This is a genomic window from Chitinophaga rupis (assembly GCF_900109685.1).
In the GTDB taxonomy this organism is placed as follows: Bacteria; Bacteroidota; Bacteroidia; order Chitinophagales; family Chitinophagaceae; genus Chitinophaga; species Chitinophaga rupis.
In genome coordinates this window covers 369,429-388,809 of record NZ_FOBB01000005.1, presented here as the reverse complement: position 1 = coordinate 388,809, position 19,381 = coordinate 369,429, and the positions used below count along the sequence as shown (strand labels likewise).

Sequence of the window (19,381 nt, the reverse complement as noted above, 5' to 3'; positions counted from 1 at the left end):
TTTAAAAATGTCCTACGGCTGATAGGCCTACCTGGCTCTTACTGAAATCAGAGAAATTAGGCACAAAGCCGACGGCAAAGTGGCTCAGCTGTCCCTGGCGGAAGCTAAAGAAAGAGTATCCTACCATTGGGCCGCTGGGCGCTTCTATATCGGATGGTAATTTCAGCTGCTGGCTCATAATTGGCGGTATGGGCGACGGATCCTTGAGCTTATCCACTCCCGGCATATATGATAACCCAAACACATGACCGCGTGCAGAGAAGCCTCCTGTTGAGCTGGCGCTGAAACCACCCCATGCATACGTTAAGGGGGGTACGTAGCCCCATACGGTGCCGCCTATATCATAACCGGAGGTAGATGCTGTGCCCGTGGCGCTCACCTTCAGTGAAGGAATGCCAAATAAGCGCAGCTGCCCCTGGCCGGTGAAATAGCCGGTGCCATCCAGCAGCGTGCCTTTTACGCCTGCGCCAAACTGCACCATCCACAGAGCGTTCAGGTCCAGGTTGGCGCTGAAAGTACCATTACCACCGGGTTGCAGCTTTGCATCTGCATTCAGCTTCAGCTTAGCCAGGTTGCCAACGGAGGCAAAGCTGGAATCCAGCTGCAGGTGGCCGCCCCATAATTTAAGATCAGTGGTGCCGGTGGCCAGTGTAAAACTGCCGGCAGAGATATTGGTAAGAAAGTGCAGATTGCCACGGCCGGTATACAATACCTGGCCGGCAATAGCCTCCGGATCGCCGGAAGCCAGCTGCCCCTGGTCCTTTACGTATAAGGAACCTTTTCCGTAGGTACCTACCCATAACCCGCTGCCCACCGTACCAAAGGTTAAAAATCCCTCTCCTTTAACATCTGCTACCCCTTCCCCGAAATTACTTACCCGTGCATCTCCCAGCGCGGAGCCGGTAGTGCTTAGCTTAAGCGGCGGTAGGGTTAGCAGGAAACCAGTTCGGCCATGGAAGTTAGTTACGCCCGGCTCCGGACTGTCTGAAGAAGAGGTGGATAATAAGCGGGTGCCCCTTAAAGGTCCCAGCTTAAAAGTGTTATCCTCCTTTTTAGGCGGTGTGGCGGTTGTAGCAGGATCTGTTCCCTGCGGATCATGCAGCATAATGGGATTATTGCGGCAGTAGCGGTACAGGTTACCGCCATCTACCATCCCTGCCGGGTCGGTGGCCGTCCAGCGGGCCAGCCAGGGCGCATAATAGCGCGCGCCATGGTAATACAGGCCGCTTTCCTCATCGCGCTCCTTACCACTGTAACGGTACCGTTTAGGCGTTTCCGTATTATTGCGGGCTGCATGGTATGCTGTGCTGCCAAAAGGATAATATTCCTCGTAAGTGATAATGGCAGGACCGGCAGCGCCATCCAGCTCCAGGCAGGCGGTTTCCAGGTGGTTGGCGTACTGGTAACGCAGCAGGTCCTTCAGGCCCGCATCATTACCCTGTGTGCGTGCTTCTGCAATGGCAATACGTTTTTTATCGTCCATGATGTGCAGGGTTTCTCTTTCCAAAGAGATAACATTGTTCTGCTTTTCACGGTACACTTCGTAGCTACCAATGTAGATGCGCTCTTTCACCTGCCCGTTGTTCTCTATTATTTTGCGCACCCGCTGCCCGGAAGCATCGTATACGTAATAAGCAATACCGCCACCGCCCAGGTTTACGGTTTGTAGCTGATCTGCAAAGTTCCAGGTAAGGTTAAAGCTTCCATTCTGCAGATTGCGCATATTGCCATGCTCATCATACAGGTAATCCGTGGGCGGCGTATTGTTCACTGTACTATGAAGCAATTGGTTATTGGCAGCATTGTATTCAAAGGTGCGGGTCCAGCGCAGCTGGAACTGGCCGTTACCGGATTGATGTTTCATGCTGAGCATATTGCCGGCATCATCATACATATAGCTTTGAATATAACGTTGGGTTGCATTGGCATTCCCATTGGGTAAGGGCTGTATGTTATTATCAAACTGGCCGGGGAATGGCTGTGCGGCCTGTTCCCGGCCCATGGCCTTTATGAGGCGGTAAGTAGCATCGTACACGTATTGCAGGTGCGGTTCCACCACGGCATTGTTAAAATAAAAAGTGGGCTGGGCATTGTCCAGCAAAGCGGTTACATTGCCCGTGGGATCGTAGGTATAGCGCAGGTCCTGCAAAATATCTGCGCCGGCATTGCGGGTGGTGAGCATCCGCATCAGGCGGTAGGTTTGCGGATCGTACTCATAACGGGTAGCGGTGTTGTTGTCATACACAATAGTTTCCCGCTGCCCTTTTGCATTATAGGTGATGTTCTTTACAAACTCAATAGTTTCATTACGGCGTACCAGCAGCACCTTCATTTTTTGCAGCAGGCCGCCTGCATCATAATCGGGCGTGCTTTTGCTGCCGTCTGCATGCGTGATCTGTGTAGGCCGGCCTAAAGCATCATAGCTGAATGCCTGTGCAAATCCCTGGTTTTCCAGCAAGGTTTCCGGCTGGGGCGTATTCCAGCTCACTACCTGTTTATACTCTTTGGCCAGCAGCTGTAAAGTGGCCAGCGGCGCACCTTTGAAATCATAGCTATCCGTTTGTACGGAGCCGGATTGATCAAGGTGCCGGAAGGTTTTCCCGCGCAGGTTGCGCTGCTTATCATCCGGCTGGCCTTCGCCATATACAGTAAGGCTTACCTGTTTTTCCGGGACGTTCTGCGTTATATCTTCCAGCAGCCATTGTTTCAGCGGGCGTTGCAGGCCATCGTATTCTACCCGCATACGGTGTTTGCGATCGTCCCAGCCATATGCTTCTTTTGATGCGGCATTGCTGAATGTCCAGCGACGGCCGGCTTCCATGTTCTTTTGATAGAGCTTTTTGCCCAGCATATCGTAAGCATATGTTACCACGGTATTGCCACGGGCATCTATATGCTGCAGCTCCTGCCCTTCTATATCCAGTATTACGCGGGTAACCTGGAAACCTTGCTGCTCCTGGTTATTATCGTCCAGGAACTTATTGTGCCCAATGGTGTAAAAGGGGTGGCCCAGGTTATCAATGTACACCTGCAGGGGTGTATGGTCATGCACGGCTGCCTGCTGTGCTGCGGCCTGCTCCTGTGCGCCCATGGCGCCACCCAAACGTTGGGTGTACCAGGTGCTGGCTTTTACATTATCATTTACGTCAAAGGTTTGCTGCTGCCAGGTATCAAATACTACAGTTGAAAAAGTACCGTCCGGCATGTCCGTTTGTATAACACGCCCTAAAGGATCATAGTGCAGTACGGGCGAGAACCCGATCTCTACCAGCGCCTGCGCGCTTTCATAGTTGTGTGTTACGGCAAAGTAAGGTTCATACCGTTTAACAGTTTTGCCTTTGTTATTAAAAAGGGTTCTGCCATTGCCTACCCAGCGTGGATCCACATTCTGCACTAATTCCTTTTGCGCGGTGGCCAGGTTCAGCTTCCAGGCATCGCCGGGTGCGGCCTGTACTTTTTTCATTACCTCCTGCCCCATGCCACCGGAGTAGGTGAAGCTATATTGTAAGGGACTACTGGCATTCTGCTTATGATGTACTTCCCGCACAATAGTGGCTACGGCGCAGGGTTGTGCGCCGGCGGTATTGCGGTAGCGTTCTGTATCATATACAAAACGGCTGCTGGCATGCTGTAACAGCGCTGCGCCATGCGCCAAGGGATCCGTAAAAAAGTCAGCCACAGCGGGGGCCGGCAGGTCTGCTACAAAAGCATCCAGGTCATCTGCTTCAGTCCCTTTTCCCTTTACGGCCAAACCGGCTACCCAGCCGTGGATATTGAAGCAGGCTCCCGTTATATTATCGTTGCTGTCTTTGAGAATGCGGGGTTGCAGCACCCGGAAATCAAATGCGGTAACAGCGGTAACATTAGAGACCGCATCGGTCATACTGCCTACCAGCAAATGATAATTGCTATAATACTGTACGGTTGTTTTATTGCCGAAAACATCCACATACTTTTCCGGCAGGTAAAAATGCTGGGGGGCATCGGCTGCATATTCCACGGTGCCGGAGGGCGCCCACCATTCATTATCCGCATCTGTATCAGGGAAAAGGTTGCTGATCTTCAGCTCGTTGCTGCGTATATATTTAGCTGTTAGCAGCATACTTTCATCCACCTTAGTATCCGGAGTGTTATACACTTTAGTAACCAGGGCGCCTGTTAAGGCCAGCTGGTAGCCGGTATGCGGTAATCCCAGGCTTTCCTGCATACCATTGGGCAAGGGGCCGCTGAGGTCATCCTTGGCATACAGCACACGTGCATGTTTGAGCAATCTTTTGGCAGGCGTATCACCCGGTGTTTCCTCATAGGCCAGCAAGGCTGCGGTGGCAAAGGCCTGGCGGATGGCTGCTACCTGGAAATAAGTTTGTGCTGCTGCAATGCCTGTTAATTCATACAAACGGGTGCCGGCTGTTGCACGCAGACGGTAAGCGGTATCGGTGATCACATCATTGGTAAAAGTATTTTGCGCATAGGTGATGCGCACTTTGCTCTGGGCATTCCAAACTTCATCCGGCAGCCCATCCGGCCGTGTTTTACGGCCATAGCTTACGGTAGCTGCTTCCAGCACATTACCCAGTTCATCTATCACGGTGTTCAGCACATGCTGCACACGCACCTCGCCGGGGTTACGTTCGTAATGAAAAGTGATGGCTTCACTTTCATGTACCAGGAAGGCGGCAAACGGCTGCTGCCCGCGGGGCTGCAGCAGCTTAATATGGCAGTTATGCGTGGCGGCCTGGTAAGGCACCTTCTCCTGTGGTGTACCATCCAGCGCAAATGTTTCCTGCCGCAATACCATGCCTTTGCAGGCGCGTAAGGCTTCCCGCAGCTCTTCGGGCGAAAGGCCATCCGGCAGCAATGCATCCGGTAACGCATGTTCCAGGGCTGCGGCGCCGGGCCAGTATTCATTTGCGTAAGCGGTTAATATGCGCTGCCTGTCAAGGAAAGCGCCGGTATGGAACCAGGTGCGGGTAAGCACGGGCGGCTGGTGCAGGTCCTGCTCTACAATGTTGGAGGCGTCTTTTCTTACCCAGTGCTCAAACTGTTCTGTATCCTGCTGGTCTACCCGGCCAAAGCCACGGAACTCCCTTTCCGCATGATCGTAATAACCATGGTGATAGCTATAGGTATTGGCAAATACTACTTTAGTGATCTTATCCTGCACGGTTACCCTGCTCACGCACTGCACCGGGAAGGGTAAACGCGTGATCCAGGGCTGGCCGGCAGCTTTGTCCTGCAGGTAAAAGGCTGCAGCGCTTTTATACTCAATGAGGGTTTCCTTACCTAAATTATTTTTAATGCCGTACAGGATATGCGGTTTCTTTCCACCCATCAGGTCAATATAACGCATAGGGCTATCCGCGAATCCGGGTAAGGGTGATGACCATACAATACAGGAGGTGCCATTGCCCAGCAGGTCTGCTACTGAGAGCTGGCTGGGCTGCGCTGTAACCGGGAAGGGATCTATTTCGCAAACGTTGCTCCATGCATTGCCGCCCAGGTTTAACCAGGCACGGAAACGGTTTTGCCCCAGGTATAAAATATCTGTAGCGCCGGTGCCGCTGATATCCGCCAGCTGTAAATAGGCAGGATTAAACAGCGCTGTGCTGTCAAACAGCGGCGCATTAGGCATATTCACCTTGGCGCCAAAACGGCCATAGCCCAGGTTGGGCCAGTAACAGATCTCCCCATTGCGGATGCGTACGATATCCGTTAAACCATCGCCACACATATCTGCCAGGAAAATACTTTGTGTTTCATCTGCAAACAGAATGGCCGGTCCCTGCTCCTCATCAAAAGGTTTTGACGCCAGCTCCGGCGCATCATAACCCTGCGTGCCCAGTGACGGATACCAGGTAAAAACATTCTCTTCTGACATCAGCAGCTCCGCACGCCCGTCGCCATTGAGGTCCAGCATTTTAAGGTTGGGATCAGCCAGGTCTATGTTCGGGATGTGCTCAAAACTTTTGAAAGGCCGCCAGTCCTTATCATCATCCAGCTCAAAATATCCCTGCAGGCCGGGCGACTGCACCACTACCTGTTTGTTGCCATTGGCATCCAGGTCCTGCAGCTGTAAGCTACCGCTGGAAAAGCCCATCACTGAAGGTTTGGGCGCTACGGCACGGGCGTTGGTGAAGGCGCCGTTGCCCAGGTTGTACTTGTAGTACCAGGCCCCTGCCTGCTCTGTTAAGATGCCGGCAATGCCTTCGCCATATAGATCTACCCAGCGGTAATCCCGGCTCAGGCCAACGGGATCGTTAATGATATTTTCTTTGGTAATACTTTTTACTTCCTTATTCCAGCTCAAAGGCTGGTACGCAAATTCCAGCGGCGGTAATGAAGCCGCGCGGTATACATTACCTTCCTTTACATAGCTGGTTTGCGTGATGGCGGCCAGGTAGGCTACTTCCAGGGGTTGCGGCGTATCATCAGCTGTTTGATACAACAGGTCTAAGGACTTTACTAGGTAAGGCACGCGCGTATCATTATCTGCCAGGCCAAATTCACGGTTCGTAAAATGATGGAATAACATTACGCGTTTGCACAGGCGGTGCGTGCGGATCTCAAAACCGGCGCGGTAGTCGGAGAATGCATCTGCGCGTGCGGTCCAGGACTGGCTTTCCGTAAGCTCATTGGTGGTATGCTCACCGTAATCAAATAGCAATTGAAATAAGAATGTTTCCTCTGGCAGCGGAATTACCGGCGCATAGGGCTGCTCCACATCTGCATAATATGGTGTAAGGTTCCCATACCGCACTGTTTTCAGGTAAGTGTTGGTAGCAGCGGCACGGCCGTTCAGGCGGTTCTTTTCAAACAGTGTGGGGGCCACATTATCACTGTTCTCTGTTTTATAGGTGAACAGGATGCAGTTGCCTTTATCGTCAAAGCTGATCTCCGGCAGCCATTTGAAAATGCGTGTGGCATCTTCCGGGTCTGTGAGGCGGTGTGATGGGCTGAGGCCGAAGAACGTAACCACGTTATCTTTGGTGGTAACCTTCCAGTAACAGCTGCCAGTGGCCAGGTGTATGATCTTTTCTATGCGGGCGTTATCGCCCTCAATGCGGGGCCGGTAGCGTTTCACACGGAAGCCGCCTGCTGTTTTCTCCTCCAACGTCCAGGCATTGCCTGCGGCCTTCAGGTAAGGCACCAGGTCTTCCTGGCCGCTGAACATGAACACATCACTTTCCTGCGCATCATTATAGCGGGGTAATTGTTTATCTGTTCTGCGTTGTATGGCGGGATACTGCAGCGCCCAGCCAATGCCGAAAATGCTGTTGCCCGTACCGCTGTTATAACCTAAGGATAAAGTGGGCTGAAATCCGCCCCTGCCAGGCGTTACAGGTAACGGTACTGAAAATGCCAGCGTGCCGTTGGCGGTATTCACGGAAAATTTCTCATCAATACTTTTGATGGCACCTCCGCCTTTAGGCAAAGAAATTTGCGGCGCTGTTAATTTATCAAGCGTGGGAATGCCGCCGGAGGCGGATCTATTCTCTGATGCGGCCGTTGCTTTTGATGGGGGTTCAGTTCCTGCAAAAGCTGACGAGGCAAAGGTTTTTCCTTCTTTCATTTTGGGGTTACAGCATTTGGGGTTCGTCAAAATATTTTCACTGAACAATTACGAAGGTAGAAAATTGTGGAAAAAACGAGCATTTATTTTTCCTAATGGCAGGGATCAGGGGGAAAACGGATGGGATTTGGGAGTGGACGGTTTATTTAGTCCATGGTCCATAGCTTACTGCGATGGGATGTTATTGCGGGGAATGGCGGGATGGAACTAATGCCGCAGGCATTTGTGTTGTGCGCAGGTATTGATTAAAGATTGATGTAAAATCCTTTTTAGTGTAACTGTTGAGATGCGCCAGGATCTGCTGTGTAGTAATAGTATGATGCGAAAATTCAGCAGTTAAGCTGTGCAGCCAGTTTCTGAATGCTGTGTCGCCTATTATTTGTCTTATCATGTGCAGCATGGCACTGCCTTTATAATAGGCATCAGATGAACCGCTGCCAATAACGGGCGCATCATTTTTTATTCTTTTCGCTATACCGGCTGCATATTCATTACCTGCCTTTTTGCCAAAGACATAATCCGTATAAAGCACTTCAAGGTACTTTGTAAAGCCTTCGTGGATCCAGCTTTCCCCATCATTGGCCGCAGTAACGCTGTTGCCAAACCATTCATGCCCGCTTTCATGTATCAATATAAAATCCCATTTTAAACCCCATACTGTTCCTGAAAGATTTTTGCCGGAATAGCCGTTCTCAAAACCGTTCCCATATGCTACGGCGCTTTGGTGCTCCATTCCAGGCATGGGTGCTTCTACCAGCTTATAGCTGTCTTCATAAAATGGATATGGACCCATCCAATATTCAAAACAGCGCAACATAGTATCCGCCTGGTTTAAATGCTTTTGCGCTTTATGCAGGCTGTAATCCAATACCCAATAATCGCAATCAAGCTTGCCTTTGATGCCGGCATAGTCTTTATGCCAGGTTACATATTTTCCAATGTATGGAATGATGTTATAGTTGTTGATAGGAGCTGTTACATTCCATTTGTATGTTGATGTCCCATTGTTATTATTGATTTTCCACTGCAGACGCCCGTTGGCAATTGCTATGAGGGTATCGGGAACCGTAATGCCAAATGTAATTCCATGGTCAGGTTCATCATACAACACTTGTTTACACGGCAACCAGATACTTGCACCGGACCCTTCGCATGCAACACTGATCCAGGGCCTTCCTTTTTTATCGGTTGCCCAAATCCATCCACTACCAAATGGCGGCTTGTGCGCAACCTGCGGATGTCCTTTAAAGGAAACTATAATGGTTTCTGTTTTGCCTTTGATGATATTTTCGGGGAAAGTAATAATGTAAGCGTTCTTTTCTTTTTTGAATGTAAGGAGTGAATTTTTCCAGGCGATATTGGTGATGATCATTGGCGCCTGCAGGTCAATCCGCATTATTTTGCTGGTTTGTAAAGCAGTAAACTCTATACTGTTAGTACCGCTGATAGATCTTGTTTTATAATCAGGTGTGATATCAATAGTGTAATGCAATAGGTTCCACCATTTATATGCAGGTATTACATTAGCCGGGACCGTTTCTGCTTGTGCAAAAAGTTGTGTAGAAAAAATTATAAAAAGGAAAGTAACGATTGCTTGTCTTAAGTTCATTGCTGCAAATATAAAAGTAAAATGCCGCGAACATTTGCGGCATTTTACTTTGTACAACACCCGAAGGGATTTATGATTTTTTGTAGATAATGCGGTAGATGGTCCCTTTTGTATCGTCTGAGACATACAAAGAACCATCCGGGCCTTGTGCCAGGCCGCAGGGACGGTGTTTGGCATCGCCGGGAGAAACTACTTTATCTGTTCCTGCAAAACCATCAGCAAACACTTCAAAATTACCGGTAGGTTTGCCGCCTTCAAAAGGAACAAACACCACATAGTAACCCTGCTGGTTTTCAGGAGAGCGGTTCCAGGAGCCATGGAAAGCAATGAAAGCGCCGTTCTTATATTTTGCGGGGAACATATCGCCGGTATAGAACAGCAGCCCGTTTGGCGCCATGTGTGCAGGGAACGCGATCTGCGGATCTTCTGCATTTTCACCGGCTGTTTTTTTACCATCGCCGCCAAATTCAGGCGCCAGTATTTTCTTCTTTTGCTCCTGGTCGTAATAAATGTAAGGCCAGCCGCAGTCTACGCCTTCTTTTAAGCGGTACATACATTCTGCAGGCAGGTTAGCAGATTGTGTTTCCGTGAACAGCTTGGGCCACATATCATGCAGCTGGTCGCGGCCGTGCTGCATTACGAACAGCGCGTTCTGATCCTGGTTCCAATCCAGCCCTACTACATTGCGTAAGCCGGTGGCATAACGCTTACCGGTGCCGTAGGTCTGGTTCTGCTGATCGGCTTTAAACTGCCAGATGCCGCCTGCGGAATCCAGGATGGGGCAAGGTTTCATGCCCTTGGAACCAGCGGTACGGTCTTTTTCCTGGCAGGCATTGGAGTACGCGCCAATGTTCACGTAAATATTGCCATTGTTATCCAGCACAATGGATTTGCTTTCGTGCTGGTGACGGTCAATTAAACCGCCAATGATCTTTTCCGGCTGGTCCGGGTTGGTAACATGGCTGCTGTCATCCAGCTTGTAACGGAACACGGCTGTATCTGAAGAGGCGTATAAATAGCCGTTCTTAAGGGTGATGCCGGTGCCACCGTAATCGCCAAAAGCAGTTTGCTCGTCGGCCTTACCATCGCCATTAGCGTCGTGCAGGCGAACGATGCCTTTACCGTCTTTTAAGCTATTCAGCTTTACATAAATATCGCCCTGGGGCGTTACCACCAGGTGGCGTGCTTTACCCAGGCTGTCAGCTACCTTAATAGCGCCGAAACCAGCGGGTAGCTTTAAACCTACATTGTCTGCATCAGGTGTTAACCCAACCTGGGCAGTGGTATCCTTACCGGAACCTTCCCCACCCTGATGCCCACACGAAGTAAGCAAAACGGTACCGGCCAATGATACCAGTACCAGCCTTAAGCATGTTTTCTTCATAAGATATTGATTGAGGTATCAAATTAAGCTGATTTTTCCATTTTGCAAACGTCCACGGACTATAGATTGCAGTCCATGGTCCATAGTCGATGGGCCATTGCCTACTGCGCAGCCTACTGTAGTACAAGAATAGGCTATAAAGGTGGCTTTATAACAGGTAGCTACTAATTATTTAAATAGTAATGTCCTGCGGGGGGAGCAGGACATTACAGAGTGTTACAACTGATGGATGGAAATAAGGTCAATGGTCCATAGTCCATAGCATACCGCGCTGTGCTATTGCTACGCAACAGGCCATGGACCATCGACTATGGACCATGGACTATTAATAGCCAGGATTCTGCACCAGCTTACTATTCCGGTTTATTTCATCGCGCTGGATGGGCATAAAATACATTTTATCCTGCCACAGGCGCTTTTCCGCTTCCATGGTAATGGGGGTGTACACGTAATTATAATTTGTGGGATCATAACGGTACACCGTTATCTTGCTGCCGGGTTTTAAGGTGGCGGTAATACTAATGCCTTTCAATGGCCGGCCCACGGTGTTTTGCGGTATCATCCAGCGGCGCACGTCGTAAAAACGCTGTTCTTCAAAAGCCATTTCAATTTCGCGTTCTTTGCGATAACGGGTGCGCAGCTCATCGCCGGAGGCGGTGATGTCCGGCATGGCGGCACGCCTGCGGATCATGTTCAGATAGGTGCGCGCTTCTGCATCCTGGTGCAGCTCAATACAGGCTTCCACGTAATTCAGGATCACTTCCGTATAACGGAAGAACGGGTAAGGTACTTCCTGGTTATAGAACTGTGCATCTACCGTAGTATCAATAAACTTTTTAAAGTAGTAGCCTGTAAAGGATCCGTTCCAGTCTTCCACGGGTCCGGAGCGGGTATCCAGTCCGGGGTTGGGTACGATCTGAGTGCCGTTCCATACTTCGTAGCGGCCGGTTTGCGCCTGGTTGAACGGATCTTTGGCCTGCACATCTGCGGGGCGTTTGCGCCAGTGTGAGCCATCGTAGATGATGGTGGCGTAAAAACGCGGATCGCGGTTCTGGTAAGGATTAGCCTTGTGTGCAGCATTACTCCAGTCGAACGCAGTGCCATCATTCATTTCATAATCATCTACCAGCAATTGCGTGGGCGTGTTGCCGGCCCAGTTATGATAACCGTTCAAACCATTGTACAAACCAATGTTACCGCCCGGTTCATCTTTATCATTTTTAAAGTAACGGGAAAAAATGCTTTCACTGTTATCTTTCAGGAACATACCCTGGATATTGGCGGTAGCCTCTTCCCTGCTGGCAGGGTCCGGGCTTTGAAGAGCGTACATGTTGCGGTCAATGAGCGCTTTGGCAGCGTCTTTGGCCTTTTGCCAGCGTGCCGTACGGTCGCCGCTTACATAACCCAGCACTTCCGGTTGGCCAAAGCCTGCAATAGTGGTTGCTTTGCTTTTGGCCGTGGGTATATCATGCAGGTCGCTGGCTGCATACAACAGTATACGTGATTTCAGCGCCAGGGCTGCACCTTCTGTGGCACGGCCTTTTACGGTGATGCCTTCTTTGGCCTTCAGGAAATAAGCGGCGGAATCACAGTCCTTTACTATAAAGTTCACACACTCTTCAAAAGTACTGCGGGCAATGGTGTAGTCTGTTTGCCCCAGCTTGTATACTTCCGTTACCAGCGGCACGGCACCATAACCGCGTACCAGCTGGTGATAGAAATAGGCGCGCAGAAAATAGGTTTCCCCTTTTAGCCGGTCTTTTACGCTGGCATCATCAAAAGGTACGTCGGCTATTTTACTAAAGAATTTATTACAGGCCCTGATCCTTTTATACATTTCATCCCACTTCATGGTGCTGCGGTTGGTTATATATTCCGCATCCGTTGGGTTAATGGTAGCTTCTACCATGTTCTTCATTCCATAACCGTGGGTGAACATAGATTCGTCTGTAGCAGATGACAGCATGGTTTCCAGGAAACCGCCGCTGCTTAAGCCGTTATAGATATCGTTCACAAATGCTTCTGTTAAACCGGGATCGCTGAACACGAGGTCTTCTGCGGCTTCGTCCCGGGGCTGGGTGTTCAGGAAATCCTTGTTACACGCGGTTATCATCAATCCTGCCACTAAGGCCACCCCCATGTATATACGTTTTATTGTGTGCTGCATACTGTTAGTCTTTAAAATGTTAATGAAAACCCTGCATTGATCACTCTTGACTGCGGATAGTACTGCCCGTTACCATTAATGGATTCCGGATCCAGTATCTTCAGCTTGTCTACCGTAAACAGGTTCAAACAGTTCACATATATCCGCAGGGAGCTGATGCCTACACGTCTTTTCACCAGGTCGGACAGGTTATAACCCAGCTCCACATTTTTCAGGCGTATGTAATTGGTGCTGCGGAACCAGTAGGTATTGCCGGTGGCCCAATAGGTATCATTACGGTCGTTCACGCGCGGATCTACACTGCTGGGATTATCCGGGCTCCAGCGGTGATCAAAGTAATCCTTGGTGAAGTTGCCGATTTCGCCGGATTCTGTATTGATGTGGATAGCCCCGCCGGTAGCGCCCTGGATCAGCATAGAGAAATCGAAGTTCTTAAACTGCAGGTTTGCATTTAAGCCACCGGTAAAAGTAGGCTGGCTGTTTTTTGTCATACGCGTCTTATCATCTCCGTTTATTTTACCATCGCCGTTAACATCTTTGAACTTCATATCGCCGGGGCGCAGGTCGTTGGTAAGCGCGCTATAATCAATGGTGTTGTTCTTGATATCATTAAAGTCTTTGAACACGCCATCGTATTCATAATAGATCTGGGTATTCATGGTACGGCCGGTTGATTTCTGCCAGTCCGGTGCGCCGGGCGGCTCATCCCAGAACTTGATAGTGTTCTTGGCATAACCGCCGTTCACGCTTACATTATAGCTTAGCTCACCTGCTTTGTTGGTATAGCCTACATTAAACTCCCAGCCTTTATTATCTACCTTACCCAGGTTTTCTGCGGGCAGCGTCATACCGGTGCTTTGAGGAATAGAGGCATTCCTGCGCACCAGGATGCCGGAGCGTTTGTTAATGAACGCGTCCAGCTCAAAGTAGATCTTACCATCCAGCAGCTGGCCATCCAAACCTACGTTGTAGTTATTGGCTACTTCCCAGGTAATGTTGGGGTTTGCCAAACGTGCTTCCAGTATGGATTTGGTGAGCGTGTTGTTCAGGATATAGCTGTTAAAGCCATAAGTGCCGTAGTACTGGTATTCCTGTAAGGTGAGGGTGCCATCGTTATCATCATCAAAATAGATCTGGTCGTTACCCAGCTTACCCCAGGATGCGCGCAGCTTCAGGTAGTTCATGAAGCTTACATTGTCTTTCCAGAAATTTTCTTCGGAAATGCGCCAGCCTGCCAGCACACCGGGGAAAAAGCCGAAGCGTTTGTTAGCCGGGAACATATAGGAACCATCTACCCGCCAAACAAATTCCGCCAGGTATTTTTCCTTGTAGTTATAGGCTGCACGGCCAAAGTAGTTGAGGCGTGCACGGTCCCAGGCGCCGCCGTCATTGGTTTTCTCTGCATCGCCGCCGGCTACCAGCTGATCGATGGCAGTGGAGATAAAGTATTTGCGGAAAGCGGAGAAGTTATCGTTATTCACGGTTTCCTTTTCCATACCAAATACCAGGTTCACCGTATGGCCGCCTTTAAAGGTGCGGTCGTAGGTGGCCAAACCGCGTAACAGCTTGTTGGCCTGGTCTTCATCAGCCTGTTCCAGCGTAGGCTGGTCGGTACCGCGTTTGCTGCGGTTCAGCTTAGGCGTTTTACCATCTGCCTCATAGCTGGTACCATCCCAGGTGTACAGGTACCAGGGTGTTTGCCAGTCTTTGGTGCGTTTAATGTATTTATCAAATGCAATGTTACCGCTCAGCTTCAGCCCTTCTACCCAGGGAATGGTGATATCCAGGCGGGCGTTGGTTTGCACGTAATAACGACGGTCGTGGCTATAGCCGGTTTGGGCAGTGGTGATCACTACCGGGTTGTTACCGTATTCAATATCCGGACCGGGCATGCCATTAGGCCAGAAGGCAGGCTCCGTGGGCTTTCCACGCATCAGCATACGGAAAATATCTCCGGCGCTGCGGGTGGGGAAGTTGCGGTTTTCCTGGCGGCCTAACATGTCCACGCTTACGCTCATGTATTTATTGATCTTACCATCCAGGTTAATGCGCAGGCTGTACTGGTCAAAACCTGTGGCGGATTGTTTGTAATAACCGTCCTGTTTCTGGTAACCGAAAGAGGTGAGGTAACGGATAGCATCCGTACCGCCGGAGAGCTGTAAAGTATGATTGGATACGGGCGACCAGGTTTTCAGGGTAGACTTATACCAGTCTGTATTCGGATGTCCCCAGGGATCGGAACCATCTGCATACTTTGTAATGTCGTCTTTACTGAAAGGTGGCGTCCAGGTATTACCGGATGTGGGCGAGGTATAGCTACCGTTTTGTTTGTAGGCGCTCCAGGCGTTGCTCCATTCTGCGGGTGCTACGTTCTTGTACAGACTTAATTCATTCCTGATCTGCGCATACTCTGGTGCATTGGCCATTTCCGGGATATGCGTTGGTTGTGACCAGCCCTGGTTAAAGTTATAGGTAAGCACCGGCTTGCCGCTTTTACCGCGTTTGGTAGTCACCAGTATAACGCCATTGGCTGCACGCGCACCATAAATGGCTGCAGAGGCATCTTTCAGCACAGACATATTCTCAATATCAGCCGGGTTTAAACGTTCCAGGCCGCCGGTACGGGCAGCCACACCGTCTATTACCACCAGCGGATCATTATTTCCTAAGGTATTGGAACCGCGGATACGGATGGTGGAACCATCATACCCCGGCTCACCGGTGTTTTGCATGGCGGTTACGCCGGGCATACGGCCGGCAATGGAGTTACTGAGGTTAGTGGCGGGTGATTTTATCAGGTCGGCGCCTTTAATAGTAGCTACAGCGCCTGTTACGGATTCCCGCTTCTGTGCGCCATACCCTACCACCACTACTTCGCTGAGGCCTTTGGTATCTTCCTGCAGCACGATGTTGAGCGGGCCTGCGTCTGTTACGGTGACGGTTTGCGCTAAAAAACCAATAGCCGTTATTGTTACTTTTGAGGATGCAGGTACGGATAAGGTGAATGCACCGGTAGCATCTGTGGTGGTGCCTTTATTAGTACCCTCTAACTTAATAGTGGCGCCAGGCACGGGCTGCTTGTTCTTATCCACGATACGGCCTTTCAGCACAATATCCTGCATTTCACTGCCCCTGGGCGATATTACAATGAGATTTTCATTCACCATGCGAAAGCCGAAACCGGTATTGTTCAGCGCCATGTCCAGCACTTCAGATACGGGTTTCTGCTGCACGTCTACAGATACCAGCTTATCCAGGGAAGCAGCATCTTCCTGGTAAATAAAACGGTAGCTGGTTTGCTGCGCTATTCTCCGGAACAGCAGCTTAATGCTTTTATTTTCCTGCTTCAGCGTTACTTTGGCTTCCTGCGAATAAACGGTACTGGCAGTTGCCTGTAGAACGGTGGCGAGTAGAAAGAGAACAGTTAACTTCATACACAGTATTGACTTCCAGGCATAAGGATGCCTGTCCTCAAACAAGTCAAATTTTTTCATACATTTGGTTTGAAAGATTAATAAAATGGCATGCCTGGTAAGGATTCAGCTTACCAGCATGAGATTTTGGCTTTTACGGGAAATGCGGCCACATTTCCCGTTTTTTATTTATGTCTGGCTGATGGTAACATAACGTGGCTTTTAAGTTTAATAAACGGTTTATGTTTGTTTACTGCTTTAGTTTTCCTCATAAAGTACGGCAACGTGGTCCTTGAATTTATATTTACATCCGGTGATCAGGCTGATGGCTTTCAATGCCTGTTCCGGCGATTCATCCTTAAATGAGCCGCTCATCCTGAAATGCGGTAAGCGTGTGCCCGTAATGGTTATCTTCATATCAAACCAGCGCTCCATCCTGCCTGCCAGCTCTGCCAGCGGTTCCCCGGTAAATACCAGCTCATTTTCTATCCAGGCGGTTTCCGCGATGGTGCTGTCTTTCCCGATAACGTCCACATTCGTAATCGAAAGCTCTTTCCTGGGATGTACATTGGGCGCGGCCGCGGCTACGCTCAGCTTTTCCAGGGAGCTTAACAGGTAACGTTCCTGCGGGCGGCGTTTTACCTGCACCTCTATCTTACCTCTGATAAGCACGGCTTCCGCTTTTTTATCGCCGGCATAAGCGCGTACGTTGAGGGAAGTACCCAGCACCCGTACACTCATAACGGCTGTATTGATTATAAACGGTTTCCCTTCATTTTTCACCACGTCGAAGAACGCTTCCCCATCCAGCTGCACGCGGCGTTCCTTTTCCATAAAATCATCGCCATAGGTAAGCTTACTGCTGGCATTGAGCCAAACCGTAGTGCCATCCGGCAATATCAGCTTGGTGCGGGAGCCGGGGCGGGTCATCACCATATTGGGATGCCGCTTTTCCGCAACCTGTTTTGTGGGTGGCTGTGGCAGTTTAAACAGAACCAATCCTATTAATAACACCACTGCGGCGGCAGCGCTTAACCAGTACCAGCGGCGCCGCTGAGGCGCTTCGTGTCCGTCTGACACTTTTAATGGTAAAAGTTCTGTTTCCGGCAACAGGCCATTTGCCTGTAACCGTTGCATATGCTGATCCAGCAGGCGTTTCGACTTTTCTTTTGGCCGGGGTACGGAGCTGATCTCCGCATCGTTCCAGAGCCATTGCACGGTTTCATACGCTTCTGAGAATTCCGGGTATGCCTTTAGCAGATCCGCCAGCAACAACTTTTCTTTGGCTGTTAGCTCTCCGCTGATCTTTCTCAACAACAGTTTGTAAAAGATAGACTCCGGTCCGTTCATTTAAACAACATATGCTTGTAACTATATAGACGGCGGGAAAATAGAGTTACCATTAAAGGGGAGGAAAGTTTTTTTTTGGGGGGATGGTGGGTATGGTTCGTTTGTTTGGATGGCGATAGCTTAATGCGGGTTGAGGGTGTGGGTACGGCTGATTGGTAGGTCCAATTCCGGACTGCGCCCGCCTGTTTGGATGGCTATTAAGCGTTGGAGGGCATGTAGGCTTTTGCGGCTATTGGGCAGCATCAAGCCGGGCACGCCGGGCAAGGTCCGTCATTTGGACCTGCGCAATCAGCCGGGCGGTGGTTCTCTTCCCGGGCATTATGGCCTTCATCTGTGTAAATCTATTCCAGGACGAGACAAAATAAACAATAATAGTTCCGGCCTGCGCCTGGTTGGATGGCTGGGGCGTTGGGGCCATCTGGGGTTTTATAGGGATCTAGGGCGGCATCAAGCCGGGCACGCCGGGCAAGGTCCGTCATTTGGACCTGCGCAATCAGCCGGGCGGTGGTTCTCTTCCCGGGCATTATGGCCTTCATCTGTGTAAATCTATTCCAGGACGAGACAAAATAAACAATAATAGTTCCTGCCTGCGCCTGGTTGGATGGCTGCGGCGTTGGGGCCATCTGGAGTTTTATAGGGATCTAGGGCGGCATCAAGCCGGGCACGCCGGGCAAGGTCCGTTATTTGGACCCGCGCAATCAGCTGGCGGCGGTTCTTTGCCGGGCGTTATGGCCTTATTGGCAGCGGTGTAAAGCTAGCGAGTCCGGTAGGCGGCCGCCCCGCTATGCATGCTGTCTAAACAGCCCTACCACAAATTCTATTTACCCCCCTTATTGAGGAATATTCAGACACTACCTTTACCACATAAAACCTCACATATGAAAGCAATACAGTTAACCCAGTTTGGTATTGAACATTTACAGCTCACAGAGATCCCTACGCCTGCCATAGGTGAAAATGAAGTACTGGTAAAAACCACTGCCGTAGCCCTTGAGTTCCATGACCTGATCGTGGTGGAGAACCGGATCCCTTTTGGCATACCGCTGCCGCATATTCCGGTTTCCGAAGGAGTAGGCATCGTGGAAAGTGTGGGTAGTAAAGTAAGCCGCTGGAAAAAGGGCGACCGTGTTATGATCCCTTTTATTTCCCGTTGGGAAGCAGGGAAAAATACGCCTTATAACGACCAGCTGAGGACCGGCTTTTCACTGCCCGGGCTTTTAGCAGAATACACTGTGCAGCCGGAGAATACGCTGGTGAGAACCCCCAACAATCTTACAGATGAAGAAGCAGCGCCCCTGCCGGTGGCTGGGCTAACGGTTTGGACCTGCCTGGTTGAACAGGCGAATATCCGGGCAGGGCAAACGATCCTAGTACAGGGCAGTGGCGGTGTGTCCCTGTTTGCTATACAAATAGCCAAAATGTTAGGGTTGAAAGTGATTGCCACCACCGGCAGCCAGGAAAAAAAACAACGGCTGAAGGACCTGGGTGCAGATGAAGTGATCGATTATAAAACGTACCCGGAATGGAGCAATGAAGTAAAACGCCTGAATGGCGGTATGGGCGTAGATGTAACGCTGGATGTAGCCGGCACAGATACCATTGAACAAAGCATCCTCTCTGTAAAACAGCATGGCTTTGTTGGATTGATAGGTCTGATGACAGGCACCAAACTGACTATAGACCTGGTTCCGCTGATTACGAACTATGTGCGGCTGCAGGCGTATTCGGTTGGTAATGCGCAGGAATTAAATGACTTTGTAAACGCTCTTGAAAAGAATAACATCAGGCCCGTTATAGATAGTGTTTTCCCCATCGAAAAAGTGCAGGATGCTTTTCAGCGGTTTAAATCCGGCCAGGCATTTGGAAAGGTGATCATTACATTATGACA

The 19,381-nt window shown here is 50.1% G+C and carries 7 protein-coding genes; 1 reads left to right on the top strand and 6 read right to left on the bottom strand.

The window, feature by feature from the left end:
* Position 1: 1 nt before the first annotated feature.
* The 6 genes from BMZ54_RS21040 to BMZ54_RS21015 form a co-directional block, all read right to left on the bottom strand.
* Positions 2–7,570 (bottom strand): SpvB/TcaC N-terminal domain-containing protein, encoded by a 7,569-nt coding sequence (locus tag BMZ54_RS21040; RefSeq protein WP_089916881.1) that lies wholly within the window; start codon positions 7,568–7,570, stop codon positions 2–4.
* A gap of 181 nt (positions 7,571–7,751) precedes the next feature.
* Positions 7,752–9,179, bottom strand: a complete 1,428-nt coding sequence (locus BMZ54_RS21035; RefSeq protein ID WP_162277631.1) for a M1 family metallopeptidase — start codon at positions 9,177–9,179, stop codon at positions 7,752–7,754.
* Positions 9,180–9,249: 70 nt separating this feature from the next.
* A complete protein-coding gene (locus tag BMZ54_RS21030; RefSeq protein ID WP_089916876.1) occupies positions 9,250–10,563 on the bottom strand; it encodes a PQQ-dependent sugar dehydrogenase in 1,314 nt (437 codons plus the stop codon).
* Positions 10,564–10,888: 325 nt separating this feature from the next.
* The gene (locus BMZ54_RS21025; RefSeq protein WP_089916872.1) at positions 10,889–12,730 is read right to left on the bottom strand and encodes a RagB/SusD family nutrient uptake outer membrane protein; all 1,842 of its coding nucleotides are present in this window, start codon (positions 12,728–12,730) and stop codon (positions 10,889–10,891) included.
* Between the two features lie 11 nt (positions 12,731–12,741).
* The gene (locus BMZ54_RS21020) at positions 12,742–16,224 is read right to left on the bottom strand and encodes a TonB-dependent receptor (RefSeq protein WP_143081090.1); all 3,483 of its coding nucleotides are present in this window, start codon (positions 16,222–16,224) and stop codon (positions 12,742–12,744) included.
* Between the two features lie 177 nt (positions 16,225–16,401).
* Entirely contained in the window at positions 16,402–17,493 is a 1,092-nt protein-coding gene (locus BMZ54_RS21015) for a FecR family protein (protein WP_089916867.1), read from the bottom strand.
* An 878-nt stretch (positions 17,494–18,371) separates the two neighbouring features.
* Between BMZ54_RS21015 and BMZ54_RS21005 the strand changes: the two genes are divergently transcribed.
* Positions 18,372–19,379, top strand: a complete 1,008-nt coding sequence (locus tag BMZ54_RS21005) for a zinc-dependent alcohol dehydrogenase family protein (RefSeq protein WP_162277630.1) — start codon at positions 18,372–18,374, stop codon at positions 19,377–19,379.
* Positions 19,380–19,381 lie beyond the last annotated feature (2 nt).